General features: G+C 62.1%; 16 protein-coding genes and 2 tRNA genes. 3 read left to right on the forward strand and 15 right to left on the reverse strand.

The annotated features are described in order from the left end of the window. Positions 1-92: 92 nt before the first annotated feature. Genes gnd through V4529_09660 form a run of 3 tightly spaced genes read right to left on the reverse strand, consistent with a single transcriptional unit; the run spans position 93 to position 2270 of the window. Positions 93-992 carry a decarboxylating 6-phosphogluconate dehydrogenase gene (gene gnd / locus V4529_09650; protein ID MES2358593.1) on the reverse strand — a complete coding sequence of 300 codons (900 nt, stop codon included), beginning with the start codon at positions 990-992 and terminating at the stop codon, positions 93-95. Positions 993-1024: 32 nt separating this feature from the next. Next, positions 1025-1633, reverse strand: a complete 609-nt coding sequence (locus V4529_09655; GenBank protein MES2358594.1) for an HAD-IA family hydrolase — start codon at positions 1631-1633, stop codon at positions 1025-1027. 1 nt (position 1634) lies between these two features. Then, positions 1635-2270 (reverse strand): cyclase family protein, encoded by a 636-nt coding sequence (locus tag V4529_09660; GenBank protein ID MES2358595.1) that lies wholly within the window; start codon positions 2268-2270, stop codon positions 1635-1637. Between the two features lie 66 nt (positions 2271-2336). On the opposite strand from V4529_09660, the gene V4529_09665 reads away from it, so the two are divergent. Next, positions 2337-3032 (forward strand): FG-GAP repeat protein, encoded by a 696-nt coding sequence (locus tag V4529_09665; protein MES2358596.1) that lies wholly within the window; start codon positions 2337-2339, stop codon positions 3030-3032. Here V4529_09665 and apaG read toward each other — a convergent pair. From apaG to V4529_09690, 5 genes are all read right to left on the reverse strand, one after another. After that, the gene (apaG, locus tag V4529_09670) at positions 3004-3420 is read right to left on the reverse strand and encodes a Co2+/Mg2+ efflux protein ApaG (protein ID MES2358597.1); all 417 of its coding nucleotides are present in this window, start codon (positions 3418-3420) and stop codon (positions 3004-3006) included. The two genes, V4529_09665 and apaG, sit on opposite strands and share 29 nt — an antisense overlap. A 93-nt stretch (positions 3421-3513) precedes the next feature. After that, a complete protein-coding gene (locus tag V4529_09675) occupies positions 3514-5553 on the reverse strand; it encodes a M13 family metallopeptidase (GenBank protein MES2358598.1) in 2040 nt (679 codons plus the stop codon). Between the two features lie 27 nt (positions 5554-5580). Further along, positions 5581-6153, reverse strand: a complete 573-nt coding sequence (locus V4529_09680; GenBank protein MES2358599.1) for an SET domain-containing protein-lysine N-methyltransferase — start codon at positions 6151-6153, stop codon at positions 5581-5583. After that, positions 6153-7475, reverse strand: coding sequence for a fumarylacetoacetase (gene fahA, locus V4529_09685; protein ID MES2358600.1), 1323 nt, complete (start codon positions 7473-7475; stop codon positions 6153-6155). Before fahA ends, V4529_09680 begins: the two co-directional genes overlap by 1 nt. Further along, positions 7476-8381 carry a hypothetical protein gene (locus V4529_09690; GenBank protein ID MES2358601.1) on the reverse strand — a complete coding sequence of 302 codons (906 nt, stop codon included), beginning with the start codon at positions 8379-8381 and terminating at the stop codon, positions 7476-7478. Between the two features lie 124 nt (positions 8382-8505). Here V4529_09690 and V4529_09695 point away from each other — a divergent pair. Both V4529_09695 and V4529_09700 read left to right on the forward strand, forming a co-directional pair. Next, a tRNA-Met gene (locus tag V4529_09695) sits at positions 8506-8579 on the forward strand. Positions 8580-8651: 72 nt separating this feature from the next. After that, a tRNA-Met gene (locus V4529_09700) sits at positions 8652-8725 on the forward strand. A 65-nt stretch (positions 8726-8790) separates the two neighbouring features. Here V4529_09700 and V4529_09705 read toward each other — a convergent pair. The 7 genes from V4529_09705 to glyA are packed head-to-tail and all read right to left on the reverse strand — an operon-like array spanning position 8791 to position 15235. Next, positions 8791-9081, reverse strand: a complete 291-nt coding sequence (locus V4529_09705; protein MES2358602.1) for a septum formation initiator family protein — start codon at positions 9079-9081, stop codon at positions 8791-8793. A gap of 12 nt (positions 9082-9093) precedes the next feature. Continuing rightward, entirely contained in the window at positions 9094-10374 is a 1281-nt protein-coding gene (gene eno / locus V4529_09710) for a phosphopyruvate hydratase (protein ID MES2358603.1), read from the reverse strand. A 7-nt stretch (positions 10375-10381) separates the two neighbouring features. Then, on the reverse strand, positions 10382-11113 hold the full coding sequence (locus V4529_09715; protein MES2358604.1) for a lysophospholipid acyltransferase family protein: 732 nt from the start codon (positions 11111-11113) through the stop codon (positions 10382-10384). After that, positions 11113-12063: a thiamine-phosphate kinase gene (gene thiL, locus V4529_09720; protein MES2358605.1), complete on the reverse strand. Its 951-nt coding sequence runs from the start codon at positions 12061-12063 to the stop codon at positions 11113-11115. Before thiL ends, V4529_09715 begins: the two co-directional genes overlap by 1 nt. Then, on the reverse strand, positions 12060-13553 hold the full coding sequence (locus tag V4529_09725) for an NAD(P)H-hydrate dehydratase (GenBank protein MES2358606.1): 1494 nt from the start codon (positions 13551-13553) through the stop codon (positions 12060-12062). Before V4529_09725 ends, thiL begins: the two co-directional genes overlap by 4 nt. Positions 13554-13571: 18 nt before the next feature. Further along, positions 13572-13958: a Minf_1886 family protein gene (locus V4529_09730; GenBank protein MES2358607.1), complete on the reverse strand. Its 387-nt coding sequence runs from the start codon at positions 13956-13958 to the stop codon at positions 13572-13574. After that, positions 13958-15235: a serine hydroxymethyltransferase gene (glyA, locus tag V4529_09735; protein ID MES2358608.1), complete on the reverse strand. Its 1278-nt coding sequence runs from the start codon at positions 15233-15235 to the stop codon at positions 13958-13960. Before glyA ends, V4529_09730 begins: the two co-directional genes overlap by 1 nt. Between the last annotated feature and the right edge of the window lie 104 nt (positions 15236-15339).

Genomic DNA, 15339 nt, shown 5'->3' on the forward strand with positions numbered 1-15339 from the left:
ATCCGCACGTTGAGCGTGACCGCCGGTTACCTTCGCCGCGGCGGCACGGACCGCACTTGGCGAGACGTCGAGTTTGGGTGCGACGGACGCCGTCATGAATGCTTCACCGCGTGTCCGCCGAACTCGTTGCGCAGCGCGGCAATTACCTTTGCGCCGAAGCTGTCTGGCTGGCGCGACCGCAGCCGCATCAACAATGAAAGCGTGATGACGGGCGCCGGCACGTTGAGGTCGATGGCTTCCTGCACCGTCCAGCGCCCCTCCCCACTGTCCTCCACGTAGCCCTTGAGATCCGTGAGATTACCGTCGCGAGCGAATGCCTGCGCGGCGAGCTCATTGAGCCAGGAGCGTACGACGGAGCCTTGATTCCAGAGCGCCGAGATCTGTGCGAGATCGAGCTTGAACTCGCTCGACGCGTGCAGTATCTCGTAGCCTTCTGCGTACGCCTGCAGCATGCCGTATTCGATTCCGTTGTGCACCATCTTCACATAATGCCCCGCACCGGTAGGGCCGACGTGCGCATATCCGTTCGGCGGCGCCAGGGTCGCGAACAGCGGCTCGCAGAGCTTGAACGTTGCGTCGGACGCGCCCACCATCTCGCAATAGCCTTCCTTCAGTCCCCACACACCACCACTGGTGCCCGCGTCGACGAACTCGATTCCCTTCTTTGTCAATTCGGCGCTGCGGCGCATCGTATCGTGAAAATTCGAGTTGCCGCCGTCGATTATCACGTCGCCGCGATCCATGTGCTGTGCCAGCTCGTTGATCGTGTCGTCGGTCGGCTGGCCGGCCGGAACCATCACCCACGCGATGCGTGGCGCCGAGAGCTTCGAGACCAGATCTGCGATGCCGCTGGACGCTGTCGCGCCGAGCGTCACGGTGTGCTGTACAGCGTCCGGACTGCGGTCATAAGTTACGACGGAATGTCCGCCACGAATGAGGCGCTCGGTCATGGCGCCTCCCATCTTGCCGAGTCCGATCATTGCGAGTTGCATGATGTCTTTGTTTGGTGAGAGACGGTACTACCTTATGGACGCACACCGAGCACGGCGAGGCCGTCCCGTACCGCATTGGTGTCGGTTGCGTGAATGCAGTGTACGCCGCGGTCGCGGGCCGGCGCAAGATTCTCAGCGCGATCGTCGATGAACACCGTGCGCTCCGGATCCGCGTGTGCTATGGCGAGGGTACGATCGTAGAAGCTCTCATGCGGCTTCTGTGCTCCGACGTACGCAGAGGTCAGGAATGCCTCGAAAATCGGAGTCAGGCCGAACAGCTTCACGCGAAATTCATTCAACTCCGCTGACTCGTTGTTGAGCGTCATCATGCGCCAGCGACGTTTGGATGCAATACCGGTCATCAGATCGAGCGCAGGGCGATTCGGCACGCTCTGCGCGTACATGAAGTCCCGGAATTGCTCGCGCGTGAACGTGCGATTCTCGTTGAAGACGGTGAAGTCGAGATATTCGTCGAGCGTCATCCTTCCGCACTCCAGCGTGTCGACCGCTTCCTCGTGCCTTCGCTCGAACGGCAGGAACTCCAGGCCGAAGTGCCTTGCGGCGAGCGCTCGCTCGTTGTGATCCCATCCGTTGGATCCGAGGACGCCGCCAACATCGCACAGTATGAGCTCGATCGTCATATCACTCACTCACGAGCACCGCGCGCGCCGGCGCACCGTCACATCCGGCGAGCTTGATCGGCAGACAGTAGAAGCTGTAACGTCCGGCAGGCACGTTCTGGAGATAGAGGCCTTCGACTATCACGACGTGCGCACCGAGGAGAGTGAGATGCGTGCGGTGGTGACCAGAGTGGAATTGTTCGATGGAGAGATAGTCGATGCCGACGAGCTTCACGCCGAGTCCCACGAGATATTCTGCGCCATCGGGAGCAAGGTAGGTGTAGTCCTTGTGAAACGTCGGGTCCTGGGTGAGGTAGGCAGAATTTCGTGTCTTGAGCAGCACCCGCGCGGCGCCAGCAAGATCATGCGCGGCGAGATCGGCACGCCCGACCGCGCTGGTTTCCGGGCCGAATTCCAGCACAATCGCAGGGCCCAGCAGAGTCTCGAGTGGAATCTCGTCGACTCCTCGCCCGTCATTGAAAAAATGGTGCTCCGCGTCCACGTGCGTGCCCGTATGCGATCCAAACGATAGGTTCGATACGTTGGCGCCAGCACCGAGCGCGATGGATTGCTGCAGTGAGATGCGGATCTCCGGATTTCCGGGATAAACGAGGCCTCCATCCCGGATCGGGACGCTCACGTCGTAGATTTTCGTCATACCCCCGTGCTAGCAACTGTCGTTCCGCGAATGGTCGTGCCGAGACTTGAGAACATGCGCTTATCGATGCCACAAATCGCCGTCGCCGCCTGCCTTATTGCCGGGACTCTACCCGGCACCGCACAGGCGCAGCGCCGCGATCTCCGCGAAGAGCCCAGGCCGACGATTTCCAGGTCACCCAACGGAATATGGCTCCTCGATCTGCCACCCGCGATGGAGGACGCGCTCGACCGCTACAATCGCGACTTCGAGCCCTGGACACAGCAGGATTACCGGGGACTGCCGGACTACGAGCCGTCGCCGCGGCAGGTGCCGTGGGCCGTGATCGGTGATTTCAACGGCGACGGGCGGGCCGATATCGCGGTAGCGGGGCGAACCGATCGGGACGTCGTCGTGGTCTTCGTTCTGTCGTCGGGCCGAAGCAAGTATCGAGCATTCGATACCGATCGGGAGCCGTACGACCCGGACGACCCATTATCGATCAGGCTGCCCCAGCTCACATATATGTACCCTGGCCGGTACGTGGTCGCCGACCCGCGGCTCAACTATCCTCGGCAGCTGGTGGTGGATCAGCCCGCGGTGCAGGTCACGGGTGGCCGGCGCCAGGGGGCCGTGATCTACGTGGTCGAGAACAATGCGGTTGTGCCGTACTATCTCTCGGACCGAACCGCTGCACCGCCACCAGTCGGCGGACGTCCGCGCGGCCGCCCACAGCTGCCGCGCCCGATCCGGCCTACGAAGGGAAGCTCGGAGAACCCGTAGCGCTCAGGATGAACCGCGGAATATCGGCGGTGAACGTCTCGCCACCGTCATCCCCGGTCGCGCGCACGAAGAAGTACTGACCCTCCATGTACCCCTCGCCGCTCTTCAGGACGCAAAAGCTCTGATACTCGTGCACGCGACCGGGCGGGATCACCGGCTGCTCTCCCACCACGCCGTCGCCGACGACCTCGGTGTCCTCACCGATATCGTCGTGAATGAGCCAGCGGCGTGACAGCAGCTGCGCCGGCCGGTCGCCCACGTTTTCCACACGCACGAAATAAGCAAAGACGTAATGCTGCGCCGCCGGATCCGACTGGTCGCGCAGGTAGACGGGTCGAACTGTTATGCGAATGCCACTGGACATCCGGTAGAAGAACGGGGTGGTCACGCTGGCATTTCCCGCAGTGGATCGAGTGAAAAAGAGGGGCGGAAGCGAGCGCTCCGCTTCCGCCCCGACAAGATAAGTCGAACTACCGGCCGGCTACCAGATAGCGACGGATTCCGATGCAGGGCGAGCCATCGGTGTGCCGGTCTTGCAACCCCACGCTTCGGCGAACGCGGGCATGTTGGAGAGCGGTGCATTGACGCGCCAGATTGCGGGGCTGTGCGGATCCGTTGCTATGCGGAGACGCGCCTCCTCCGGCCTGGTGTTGGAACGCCAGATCTGGGCCCACGCGAGGAAGAACCGCTGCTCCGGCGTGAATCCGTCGATCTTTGTGCGGGGCTTGTTGCCGAGCGCCTTTTCCATCGCCGCGTAGGCGATGGTGAGTCCGCCCAGGTCGCCGATGTTCTCACCGTTGGTGAGTTTGCCGTTCACGTGCACCGAGTCGAGGATGGTGTACGTGTCGAACTGGTCGGCGTACGCTGCCGTCTTCGCCTTGAAGTTCGCGAGATCTGCCTTGGTGAACCATGTCTTCAGATTGCCCTGCGCGTCGAACTGTGCGCCCTGGTCGTCGAAGCCGTGACTCATCTCGTGGCCGATCACGGCACCCATTCCGCCGTAATTGACCGCATCGTCGGCGTTGGGATCGAAGAACGGCGGCTGCATGATGCCGGCTGGAAATACGATCTCGTTCATCAACGGATTGTAGTACGCGTTGACCGTCGGCGGCGTCATTCCCCAGCGCGTACGATCGACCGGCTTGTTGATCCGCGCAATGTCATCCGCGTTGTTGAACGCGGCGACCGCCATGCTGTTGTCGTAGTACGACGCGCCAGGCTTGATAGTGAGCGCCGAATAATCCTTCCACTTGTCAGGGTATCCGATCTTCTGCGCGAACGCGTCCAGCTTCGCGTACGCCATCTTGCGCGTGGAGTCGCTCATCCAGGTGCGAGTTGCGAGCCGCTCGCGGAACGCTGCCTTGATGTTGTTAACCATCGCGGTGGCGCGCGCCTTCGCTTCCGGGGTGAAGTATCGCTTCACGTATGCCTTGCCGAGCGCCTCGCCGAGCGCGCGATCGGTGGCGGCGATGCAGCGCTTGTAACGCGGCAGCTGCTCCTTGGCGCCAGTCAGATTCTGGTTGAAGGCAAAGGCCTCGTTGACGAACGGAGAGCTCAGTGCGTTGGCGGAGCGGTTGACCAGGTTCCAGGTGAAGTAGGTCTTCCACTCGCTTACCGGTACGGTCCTGAGAAGCGAATCGACCGTCGTAACGAACTTCGGATTGGATACGTTGATCGCAGTTACGTTGTGTGCCTTCTCCGCCGCGAAGAACGCACTCCAGTTGAAGTCCGGCGTCATCGCCTGCAACTCCGCCGGCGTCTTTCGATTGTAGGTCAGCTCGGGATTGCGCGACTCGACGCGCGTCAAGTGCGAGGCAGCGATGGACGTTTCAAGGGCGAGTATGCTCTTCGCATCGGCGGCAGCCTTCTCCGGCGATTCACCGACCAGAATCAGATCGTTCGCGACGTGCTTGACGTATGCATCACGCAGCGCGACGGTATGCGCGTCGGTCTTGAAGTAGTAGTCGCGATCCGGCAGGCCGATACCGCCCTGCCCGATGCCTCCGATCACCTCGCTGCTGTTCTTCGCATCCTGGGTCGATCCAAATCGAAACAGAACGCCGCGGCCGGCCGCGCCCTCAGTGATGATGTACTGCCTGACGTCGGCCGGAGTATGCAGCGCAGCTATTTTCGCGAGCGAAGCCTTGATCGGCGTGTAGCCAGCCTTCTCGATCCCCGCCGAGTCCATGCACGCTGCGTAGAAATTGCCAACCTTGCGAACGTCGACGTCGGGTGAGGTCGTACGTTGCCGGACCGCGTCGTCCAGCACCCGGCGGACGTTTTCATTGTTGTTGTCGGCGAGCTCGTTGAAGGCGCCCCACTGCGAATACGCAGCAGGAATCGGATTCGCCTTCATCCATCCACCGTTGGCGAACTGGTAGAAGTTCGTGCACGGTGCGCAGGTTGTATCGAGGTTGACCGGATCGAGTGGCCTGGTCTGCCTGTGGGTCTCCTGAGCGCCGGCAGTGCTGGCGATGAGGACGGCGATCAAGCCAATGCAAATGTGTCGCATAGCTGGCATGCTCGGTGTTGGTGGTGTGCGAGCGCGCTACCGTTTGGCGGCGCGCTTTGACGTCTTCTTCCGCCGGGGTGCGGGCTTGGCCTTCAGAATGCTGCCCCTGCAATTGGGAGCGCCGCAGAGACACTTGTAGAACTTCTCCATCTCCTCGTCGTTTTCGCCGGTGCGCTCGTACTGGTAGTCGTACGCCAGTTCCTCACCAGGTTGAATCGTACGCACCGCCTCGATGAAGATGCGGTCATCTTCGATCACCGCCTCGCAGTTGGGATCGCACGAGTGGTTGATGTAGATCGATTCGTTCCCATTCACTGCGCCGTCCACGACCTTCCTGGACGTGAGTGTGAATAGAAAGGTATGATGACGCTTCATGCCGGTCTCGTCGTAACGGCTGTCGGCTTCGTCGTTCGAGATGCGCTCGCCGGCGTATTCTATTATGCGCTGGCCCTTGCGAATTCTGGTACGGGCGAATGCGCCCTTACCCTGGATTCCCGATTGCCGTACGTCGAAGTAACGGGAATGCATGTTGGCAATCTTCGCCGTCGGAACGCGCACGGCTTGTGCGGCGGCCTTGCGCGCCACCGGCTTCTTCTTGCGTACTGGCATCAGTTTTCTTCCGCCACGATCATCGCTCGGCATTCGCCGAAACCGATACGGACGCATCCTTCGCGCTCGCAGTATCCCCGCATTATCACTTCGTCTCCATCTTCGAGAAATTGTCGTTCCTCACCGGTCGGCAGAGCAAATGGCTCTGCGCCGCGGCGCGTGATTTCGAGCAGGCACCCGCGCTCGTCCTTCCCCTGACCCGACACCGTACCGCTCGCGATGAGATCGCCGGGCCGGAGGTCGCAGCCGTTACTGGTGTGGTGCGCGACCATCTGCGCCATGGTCCAGTACATGTCCTTGAATGTACCATGGCTCAGCCGCACTGGCGCGATCTCGGCGTCGCGCATCTGCTGACTGGAGAGATACACTTCGAGCTGAATGTCGTACCCGCCCTCGGCCTGATCGGTCTCGTCGTTCAGATAGTCCAGCGGTGCGGGATCGCCAGCCGGCCGTGCGTACGCGGGTACCCTGAACGGCTCCAGCGCCTCGCGCGTCACGATGAACGGTGAGATGTTGGTGGCGAAGCTCTTTGAAAGGAAGGGACCGAGAGGCTGATACTCCCAGGACTGGATGTCGCGTGCGGACCAATCATTCACCAGACAGAATCCGAACAACGTTTCGGATGCGTCGGAGATCGCAATCCGGTCGCCAAGCGCGTTCCCGCGAGCGATGAATGCGCCTACCTCGAGCTCGTAGTCCAGCTGGCTGGACGGACCGAACGTCGGCACGGTCTCGTTGGCGGGTTTGGTCTGTCCGTGCGGACGAATCACGGTTTCCTTCAGCGAAACCGAGGATGCGCGGCCATGGTAGCCGATCGGTACCCACTTGTAGTTGGGCAGCAACGGGTTGTCCGGGCGGAACATGCTTCCGACGTTCGTGGCGTGGTAGATCGACGCGTAGAAGTCGGTGTAGTTGCCGATGCGTACCGGCATGTAGATGATTGCGCCGTCCATCGGATAGAGCAAGTTCCGGGGGAGGCGTATCCCGCGATGCGTGTGACCGTTGCCGCTCAGCAACGCACTGACTTCCGCACGCAACGCCGAGAGATGTTCGTTGTCGACAGTCATCAGCTCGTTGAGCGTGGATTGAGCCGCGACGTAGACGGCATCCGCCGCGCGTCCGGTGAACAGACTCTCGTCGGCGCAGACCGCGAGATCGAGTATCTGGTCACCGATCGCTATGCCGCCGCGCGGAACCGCTTCCGGGTCGAACTCGCTGAACACGCAGAACGGAAGATTCTGAATCGGGAAATCGCAGCCCGGCACGTTGGCGGACTCGACCCAGCATGGCAGCGACGGATCGTGCGTGAGATTTGTTGGCATTCAGGAAATTGAGAGGGCTGCGAGATCGTCCACCGGCTCGCGGAAGGAGCAGGAACCGAACGAGATAATGAACTTCTCACGCGCGTCGCGAACTACTGCGACGGGGACGGAGTGGTTGCCGAACGCGACGGAATCATCGGAGAAGTGAAAATCGCGCGGTGATTGCGACAGCAGCGCCGACAGAACAACGCTTTCATCAGCTCCCTTCCACGCGAGTACCGCCGCAGTGAACATGTTGAGATAGCCGAACATAGTGCCGCGCGGCGCATCAGCGGCGTAGGTCAGCGCATACTCCGCGCGCACCGGGTGGTGCAGCCCCGCAGTGAGCTTGAATGCAACGCGCGCATCCCGGCAGCGGATCATGAAGCGTGCAACGTCTTTCGCATCGGGGAACGCAGCTTCGGTAACCCCGCCGGTGCGAGCCTTCGCAAAGCTGCCGTCTCGCCTGATCGCGTCCACCAACTCGAGAGGATCATTCGCGATCGGGATCTCGAAATACGGCGCGAATTGTCGTGGCATGATGCTGCATGCGGCCGCGATCTCCGGCTTTGTGGACACCTTGATCTCGAGTGCATCGATCACTGCGTGTCCGATCTCCGATTCGTTCCAGTGACGGCAGTTGAACTTGAGCGCAAGATCGATGTCGGCGGAGAGATCGGGACCTGGAAGCGCGCTCAGACGCCATGGCTCACTCGCGGCACCACGCGGCAACAGCGCGGACGCAGCGTCGTCGAATTCACGCAGCCGCACGACAGGGACGACGAACCGGCCGAGCATCCTTCTGGCGGGGTCGCCGAGGTAGCGGGCATACGATTGAGTCGCCGCGGCCATGTCGAGCGCCGCGGGCGGAAAGAGGCCGGCGTAATCCACCACACCTGCGAGCAGAACTTCAAGGGCTTGCTTCATTCGCTGAGGGCGAAATCTATCGGATGGGACGGTCCCGGTCACGCTGGAGGAGCATCGATACCATAGTGAAAGAGGCCTGACTGCGTTGACAGGATGGCGCACCTGACTAGATTAGAAACTCTGACGCGGGGTGGAGCAGCCTGGTAGCTCGTCGGGCTCATAACCCGAAGGTCGCGGGTTCAAATCCCGCCCCCGCCATATCTGGTGTAACGACGGCCGGCCCCTCGGGCCGGCCGTCGTTACGTTGTACGGAGAAGTAGGGAGTTGTACGGCAGGGTAGCTCAGCTGGTGAGAGCGCACGACTCATAATCGTGAGGTCGCGGGTTCGATCCCCGCCCCTGCTACTGGAATCAGAAGCCCCGCATAGCTCGTGTGCTATGCGGGGCTTTTTTTCATGCGCACCGCCGAACTATGGCTTGCCAGCGCTCCAATCCTGAATAAACCGATACAAAATCTCATCGCCGCGCACCATGCCAAACTCTTCCCGCGCGATCCGCTCCTGGGTCGCAGGATCGGTGCGGACCATCTTTTCCGCTTGCGTCAGTGAATCGACAGCATGCTGCAACGAGTCACCGCGCGCGGTGAGTTCCGAAATGCGGCGATGCTGGCGCACGATGTCGAGCGTGCTGTACTCCCCCGCCTGCAGAGCGAACACGAGCGCGCCCAGTATGAGCGCGCCCCAGATCAGCCGTCCTCGCATCAGTCGCAGCGCTTACAGTCCGTACAGCGCGCCGCCAGGAAATTCGGCGAGATCACCCAGCTCTTCTTCTATGCGGAGCAACTGGTTGTACTTCGCGATGCGATCCGTGCGACTGGCGGAACCGGTCTTGATCTGACCAGCGTTCGTCGCGACCGCGAGATCGGCAATGAACGTATCCTCGGTCTCACCGGACCGGTGCGAGATGATGCTCTGATATCCGTTCGCGCGTGCAAGTTCGATCGCTTCGAGCGTTTCGGTCAGAGTTCCGATCTGGTTGACCTTGACCAGGATCGCGTTCGCAACATCTTCGTTGATTCCGCGTGCAAGGTACTCGCTGTTGGTGACGAAGATGTCATCACCCACCAGTTGTACACGATCGCCGAGCGCGGCGGTGAGCTGTGCCCAGCCGTCCCAGTCGTTCTCTGCGAGTCCGTCCTCGATCGACACTATCGGGAACTTGTCCAGCCAGCTTGTATACAGCTCGATCATCCCGGCCGCATCGCGACTTCCGCCGCCGCTCTTCTTGAACGTGTACTTGCCGCTCTTGTAAAGTTCCGACGCCGCTACATCGATCGCGAATGCAACGTCCTTTCCAGCACGATATCCAGCTGCCTCGACCGCTTCGACGAGCGCATTGAGCGCTTCCTCGTCATTTGGAAGATCAGGCGCGAAACCGCCTTCGTCGCCAACCGCGGTGGACAGTCCGCGCTTGCCGAGTACCTTCTTGAGCGCGTGAAACACTTCGGTGCCCATTCTGAGCGCGTTGGCAAAGTCCTTCGCGCCGACCGGCACTATCATGAACTCCTGCACATCAACCGTGTTCGATGCGTGCGCGCCGCCGTTCAGAACGTTCATCATCGGCACCGGCATCACGCGCGCCATGGGACCGCCGACGTAGCGATACAGCGGAAGGTCCAACTCCGCTGCGGCAGCGCGAGCGGCCGCGAGTGACACGGCGAGAATGGAGTTCGCACCGAGTCGGCCCTTGTTCTCCGTACCGTCGAGCGCGATCATCGTGCGATCCAGCGCCATCTGCTCCACAGCATCGAGACCGAGCACTTCCGGCTGAATCTCGTCCTCGATAGCGGCTATCGCCTTCTCGACGCCCTTCCCATTGTATCGCTCAGAGTCGCCGTCGCGCAGCTCGAGTGCCTCATGCTCGCCGGTCGATGCACCGCTCGGCACCGCCGCACGCCCCGTTACCCCGCTCTCCAGTGTCACATCGGCTTCGACGGTGGGATTGCCGCGGCTATCCAGGATCTGGCGTGCGTTGATCTCGATGATTGCTGACATGGCTTCGTTATTTTCGGTTGAGGTAAAGATTATCCATCACTGTCTGCATGCGATCGCGCACATCGTGCGCCAGCGTATCCCGGTCGTCGTACGTGAGACCAGCGGTTGGCACCTGCTCCAGGAGATAGACGTCGATGGGGCCCGGATGCATCACCAGCTTCCCTTTCGGTAGAATGTCGATAGTTCCGTAGATGACCACCGGCACTATGGGCACTCCGGCCTTGATGGCAAGCACGAACGGTCCCTTCTTGAAGCGCCTGATCGAATAGTCGGTGCCGCGCGTCCCCTCCGGGAAAACTACCACCGAGCTGCCCGATTTGATGCGGTCTGCCGCAACGTCGTACGCCCCGAACGCGGCCTTCTGGTTGGTCCGTTCCATGGGCACGGTGCCGAGTATCCGAAGCCCCGTACCGAAGACGGGGATCTTGAACAACTCGGCCTTGGCCACAAAGTTGTTGCGCGGCAACCAACCGGCCAGCGCAAGGATGTCGAAGAGCGAAACGTGATTGCAGACAAAGATGAACGTTCCACCCGGTGCGAGGGCGTCCAACCCGTGAAGGCGCACCTTCACACCGCCTGCCCACAACGCACACCGCGCCCATGCACGCGGGAGCACGTCATAGATGCTGCCACTGCGGTTCGGCACGCCGACGAGCGCGGCCAGGATCAATATCGCGGCGAACACGATGGTCAGCACGCCGATCACAAGCATCGTCGCTATCGTACGAACGAGTGCCATCACGCGATCCGAAAGTGATCGTAACCGCGCGGCTCGATTTCCAGGCGCTTGCCCCGTGACGTTACAACCACGCCGGGCTCGCCATCGGAAATGCTACCGATCGCTGTCAACGGCACGCCGAACCTTTTCCTGAACGCGTCGCAATCGAGCGGGATTGCGGATGTGAGCAACAGCTCGTACTCCTCCCCGCTCTGCATTGCCGCAACAGGATCGACACCTTCGATCACCGGAACGCGATCGAGGTCCAGAGTGATTTGCACGTTGCTCGCCGCGGCCACGTGCGCCGCGTCGGCAAGCAACCCATCGGATATATCGATTGCGGCCCGCGCACCACGTCCCGCTGCCCAGAGCGCTTCGCGCAAACGGGCATGAGGATTCACGAACCGATCACGCCACGATGCAAGCATCGGAGTTCCATCGATCAACGCACGCACAGTAGCGGCGGGACCGCCGAACACGCCGGTCACATACACGTGGTGCCCTGCACGTGCCGCATCGCGCCGCAACGGGTCGCGCGTGTTCCCGAACGCGGTGATGGTGAGTGACAGAACCGCACTCCGCACGGTATCTCCGCCAAAGATCCGCACACCGGCGGCAACTGCAGCGCGCGCAATACCGTCGCCGAGTGCATCCAGATTCTCCCGCGATTCCGGCGGCGTTGCAAGCGCGATGAGAATTCCCATGCCGCTCGCTCCCATGGCCGCAAGATCGCTTATCGCGGCGGTAGTGGCGCGATAGCCGATCTCGTCCAGCGTCAACCAGTCCCGGCGAAAGTGAACGTTGTCCACGGCGGTATCCGTGGTCATCGCGAGCATGTTGTCGCGCGGAATGTGTATCAGTGCAGCGTCATCGCCGATACCCGCCGCGAGCGAACCGAATCTGCGAATCAACCGCCGGATGAATCTGAACTCGTCTCCCGGCCCAAACGCAATCTCGCCGCCGTGCGTCACGAAAGCCCGGGCAGCGACGCAAGAACCGGATACCGGGGCAGCGCGCTGTCGACCGGCCAGGCCAGCGGCAAATGGTCCAGCACATCCGTCAGGCGATAGCCGCGCACCCCCGGCGTGAGCTCGGCGGCGCGCCCGTGCACCCATGCACCGCACGCCGCCGCAATTCCCGGCGCACATCCCTGAGCAAGCAACGTCACGACGATCCCACCGAGCGCGTCACCGCTGCCGCCCGTCGCGAGCGCCGCCGTTCCGGCTGCAATCACGTATCGCGTGCCGTCAGGACTAGACACGACGGTCGGCGTTCCCTTGAGCAGGACCGTCGCATCAAGTTTCCTTGATACGTCAAGTCCGATGTCGAAGCGATTGTCGGTCACGTACTTCACGTCCCGGCCTGTCAGACGCGACAGCTCACCGGGGTGCGGCGTGACGATCGCCGGTCGTCCGCTCAACACTTCGCGCAGTGCGTCGAGGTCGTCGGCATATGCGCTGAGCGCGCCGGCATCGACCACGACAGGACCGCGCCAGTCTCTCATGACGCCGCGAATGAAGTCCCGCGTGCCGGCGTCAGTGCCAAGCCCGGGACCGATGAGCACCGCATCGGCCCAATGCTGAATTGTCGACGACGCGTTCGCGAGCGGCGCAACCAGCGCTTCGGGGATACGGGTGTGCATCGGGGCCACGTTGCCGGCGGCAGTGCACACCTGAACCAGCCCGACACCGCTTCTGAGCGCACCGGTCGCCGCCATGATCGCGGCACCGCCCATGTTGTCGCCGCCCGCAACCACGGCGACGCTCTTGCGTGTTCCCTTGTGTGCATCGGGCGCAATGCGCGGAACGTTGTCGTGCACGAACGCGGCGTCGACGAGCATCGGAAGAGTGGCTGGCAACGCGCCAAGACCGATGTCGACTACGACAATCTCGCCGCACGCCGCGCGCGAGATGAGGGTCCCGCGCTTGCAACTGCCGAAGCTGATAGTGAGGTCAGCAACCACGCTATCACTCCCCGCACCGTGCGTGCCGTTGACACCTGTCGGTACGTCGAGTGCGACCACGGCCGACCCGTTATCCCGGGCGTGTTCAATCTCGCGTGCCGCGTCCAGAATCGCGCCGCGAAGTTCGCCGGAGCCGCCGGTGCCCAGCATCGCGTCGACCACGACGCCGCACGAGAGGGGAGCAGTACTGATGAGTCCGCTCGCCTGCGCGCGCTCCGCTATCGCGTCGGGCGTCCGCGCCTGCACGACCTCACGCACGGTCACCTTCACTCCAACGGCGGAGAGCGCTGATGCGACAGCCCAGCCGTCGCCGCCGTTGTTACCGGGACCGGTGAGTACAGTTGCACCTCGCCGCAGCTGATCGGGATATCTGGCGCAGATTACGGATGCTGCATTGAACGCAGCTGCGCGCATGAGTGCACGCGACGGGATACCTCCCGCTATCGCAGCCGCATCCAGGGCGACTGATTCTTCAACATCTACGACGCGAACCGGCATTGATTCGTCGGACGCGGGTCAGACAAGCGCCTTGCCGTTCCACGGATAGCGACGCTCGAAGGCCTCGACAAAATCGTACACGTCGCTGAACTGGTCGCGCGTATCGGTGGGCTGACTCGCGAGAAACCCCAGATCCACCAACGTGAATACGACCGATCCAATGTCGTCCGTGGAGGCCATACCCCATCGCTCGAGCACCACACGCGCCATGATTCCGTACCGGTCGATCGCGAGATCGCGGCATGCAATCGCAAGCTCCCTTCCCGTAATGTGACGTCGTACCTGCAACTGCGCCTGAGAATATTCCAGCGCGGCGAGCACGAACAGGTACGCGCCTTCCTCATACCTCGATTCGCGTTGCCGAATCTGCTCCATCACTCCATCGCGAAACGCGAGATCCGCCATCAGGCGTCATCCCTTTCGGCAAAGCTTCCCGGATACAACGGGAAGCGATCCGTGAGCGCGCGAACTTCTGCCCGAACTTCGCTCGACACCGTGGCATCTTCCGGTGCCTTCGCGACGCGATCGATCAGCCCCGCGATCTGACGCATTTCGGCCTCGCGCATTCCGCGCGTCGTGACCGCCGGCGTTCCGATGCGGATTCCGCTCGTCACGAATGGCGACTGCGTTTCCTTGGGAACGGTGTTCTTGTTGACGGTGATCGCGGCGCGATCCAGTGCCTGCTCCAGCACCTTGCCGGTCAGCCCGCGATTGCGCAGATCGACCAGCATGAGGTGCGTGTCTGTGCCACCGGACACAATGTCCATGCCGCGATCCGCGAGCGCGCCGGCGAGTGTCTGCGCATTCGCGATGATCTGCGCGCAGTACGTCCTGAATGAAGGATCCAGAGCTTCCTTGAGCGCAACCGCCTTCGCGGCTATGACGTGCTCGAGCGGGCCGCCCTGTGTTCCCGGGAACATCGCCTTGTCGATCGCCTTCGCGTGCTCTGCCTTGCACAGAATGAGACCCCCGCGCGGACCGCGCAGCGTCTTGTGCGTCGTCGTAGTGACGGCGTCCGCGTATGGAACCGGCGACGGATGCAGCCCAGTTGCGACAAGCCCGGCAATGTGCGCCATGTCGACGAACAGCTTCGCCCCGACCTCCTGCGCGATGTCAGCGAATGCGGCGAAATCGATTGTACGCGCATACGCGCTCGCACCAGCGATGATCATCTTCGGACGGCGCTCGCGCGCAATCGAGCGAAGCATGTCGTAATCGATGTAACCGGCGTCGTTCACACCATAGTGAATCGCGTTGTACAACAGACCCGAGAAATTGACCGGCGATCCGTGCGTGAGATGGCCGCCCTGCGACAGATCCAGGCCCAGTACCAGGTCGCCCGGCTTGAGGAAGGCGAGATACACCGCGGCGTTTGCCTGTGCGCCCGAGTGCGGCTGCACGTTCGCGTGCTCGGCGTCGAACAGTTTTTTTGCGCGGTCGATCGCGATCTGCTCGACGCGATCCACCACTTCGCAGCCGCCGTAGTAGCGCTTGCCGGGAAGCCCTTCGGCGTACTTGTTGGTAAGCGGAGTTCCCATCGCCTGCAGGACTGCGAGCGAAACAAAGTTCTCGCTCGCAATGAGCTCGAGACCGTGCCGCTGGCGCTCGGTCTCTTCGATGATCAGACGTGCGATGTCCGGATCGAAGTCCCAGACCGCACTCAGCTCGCCGGTTGCCGGCATGGTGGATACGCTCATCTCAACTACACCCTCTGGAAAACGGACGGAACAGCTCGCCGTGCCAGCGTGGACCGGGTGATCCACGCTGGCGGACGAGAATATCGAGC

This window comes from Gemmatimonadota bacterium (assembly GCA_040388625.1).
Taxonomy (GTDB): domain Bacteria; phylum Gemmatimonadota; class Gemmatimonadetes; order Gemmatimonadales; family Gemmatimonadaceae; genus Fen-1247.

Excerpts from the sequence above, each read along its gene's own strand:
- gnd (MES2358593.1), bottom strand. The coding sequence starts at position 992 with ATGCAACTCGCAATGATCGGACTCGGCAAGATGGGAGGCGCCATGACC.
- V4529_09690 (MES2358601.1), bottom strand. The coding sequence starts at position 8,381 with ATGAAGCAAGCCCTTGAAGTTCTGCTCGCAGGTGTGGTGGATTACGCC.
- V4529_09660 (MES2358595.1), bottom strand. The coding sequence starts at position 2,270 with ATGACGAAAATCTACGACGTGAGCGTCCCGATCCGGGATGGAGGCCTC.
- V4529_09725 (MES2358606.1), bottom strand. The coding sequence starts at position 13,553 with ATGCCGGTTCGCGTCGTAGATGTTGAAGAATCAGTCGCCCTGGATGCG.
- V4529_09730 (MES2358607.1), bottom strand. The coding sequence starts at position 13,958 with ATGGCGGATCTCGCGTTTCGCGATGGAGTGATGGAGCAGATTCGGCAA.
- V4529_09680 (MES2358599.1), bottom strand. The coding sequence starts at position 6,153 with ATGCCAGTACGCAAGAAGAAGCCGGTGGCGCGCAAGGCCGCCGCACAA.
- V4529_09715 (MES2358604.1), bottom strand. The coding sequence starts at position 11,113 with ATGGCACTCGTTCGTACGATAGCGACGATGCTTGTGATCGGCGTGCTG.
- glyA (MES2358608.1), bottom strand. The coding sequence starts at position 15,235 with ATGCCGGCAACCGGCGAGCTGAGTGCGGTCTGGGACTTCGATCCGGAC.
- V4529_09705 (MES2358602.1), bottom strand. The coding sequence starts at position 9,081 with ATGCGAGGACGGCTGATCTGGGGCGCGCTCATACTGGGCGCGCTCGTG.
- fahA (MES2358600.1), bottom strand. The coding sequence starts at position 7,475 with ATGCCAACAAATCTCACGCACGATCCGTCGCTGCCATGCTGGGTCGAG.
- V4529_09655 (MES2358594.1), bottom strand. The coding sequence starts at position 1,633 with ATGACGATCGAGCTCATACTGTGCGATGTTGGCGGCGTCCTCGGATCC.
- eno (MES2358603.1), bottom strand. The coding sequence starts at position 10,374 with ATGTCAGCAATCATCGAGATCAACGCACGCCAGATCCTGGATAGCCGC.
- V4529_09675 (MES2358598.1), bottom strand. The coding sequence starts at position 5,553 with ATGCCAGCTATGCGACACATTTGCATTGGCTTGATCGCCGTCCTCATC.
- V4529_09665 (MES2358596.1), top strand. The coding sequence starts at position 2,337 with ATGCCACAAATCGCCGTCGCCGCCTGCCTTATTGCCGGGACTCTACCC.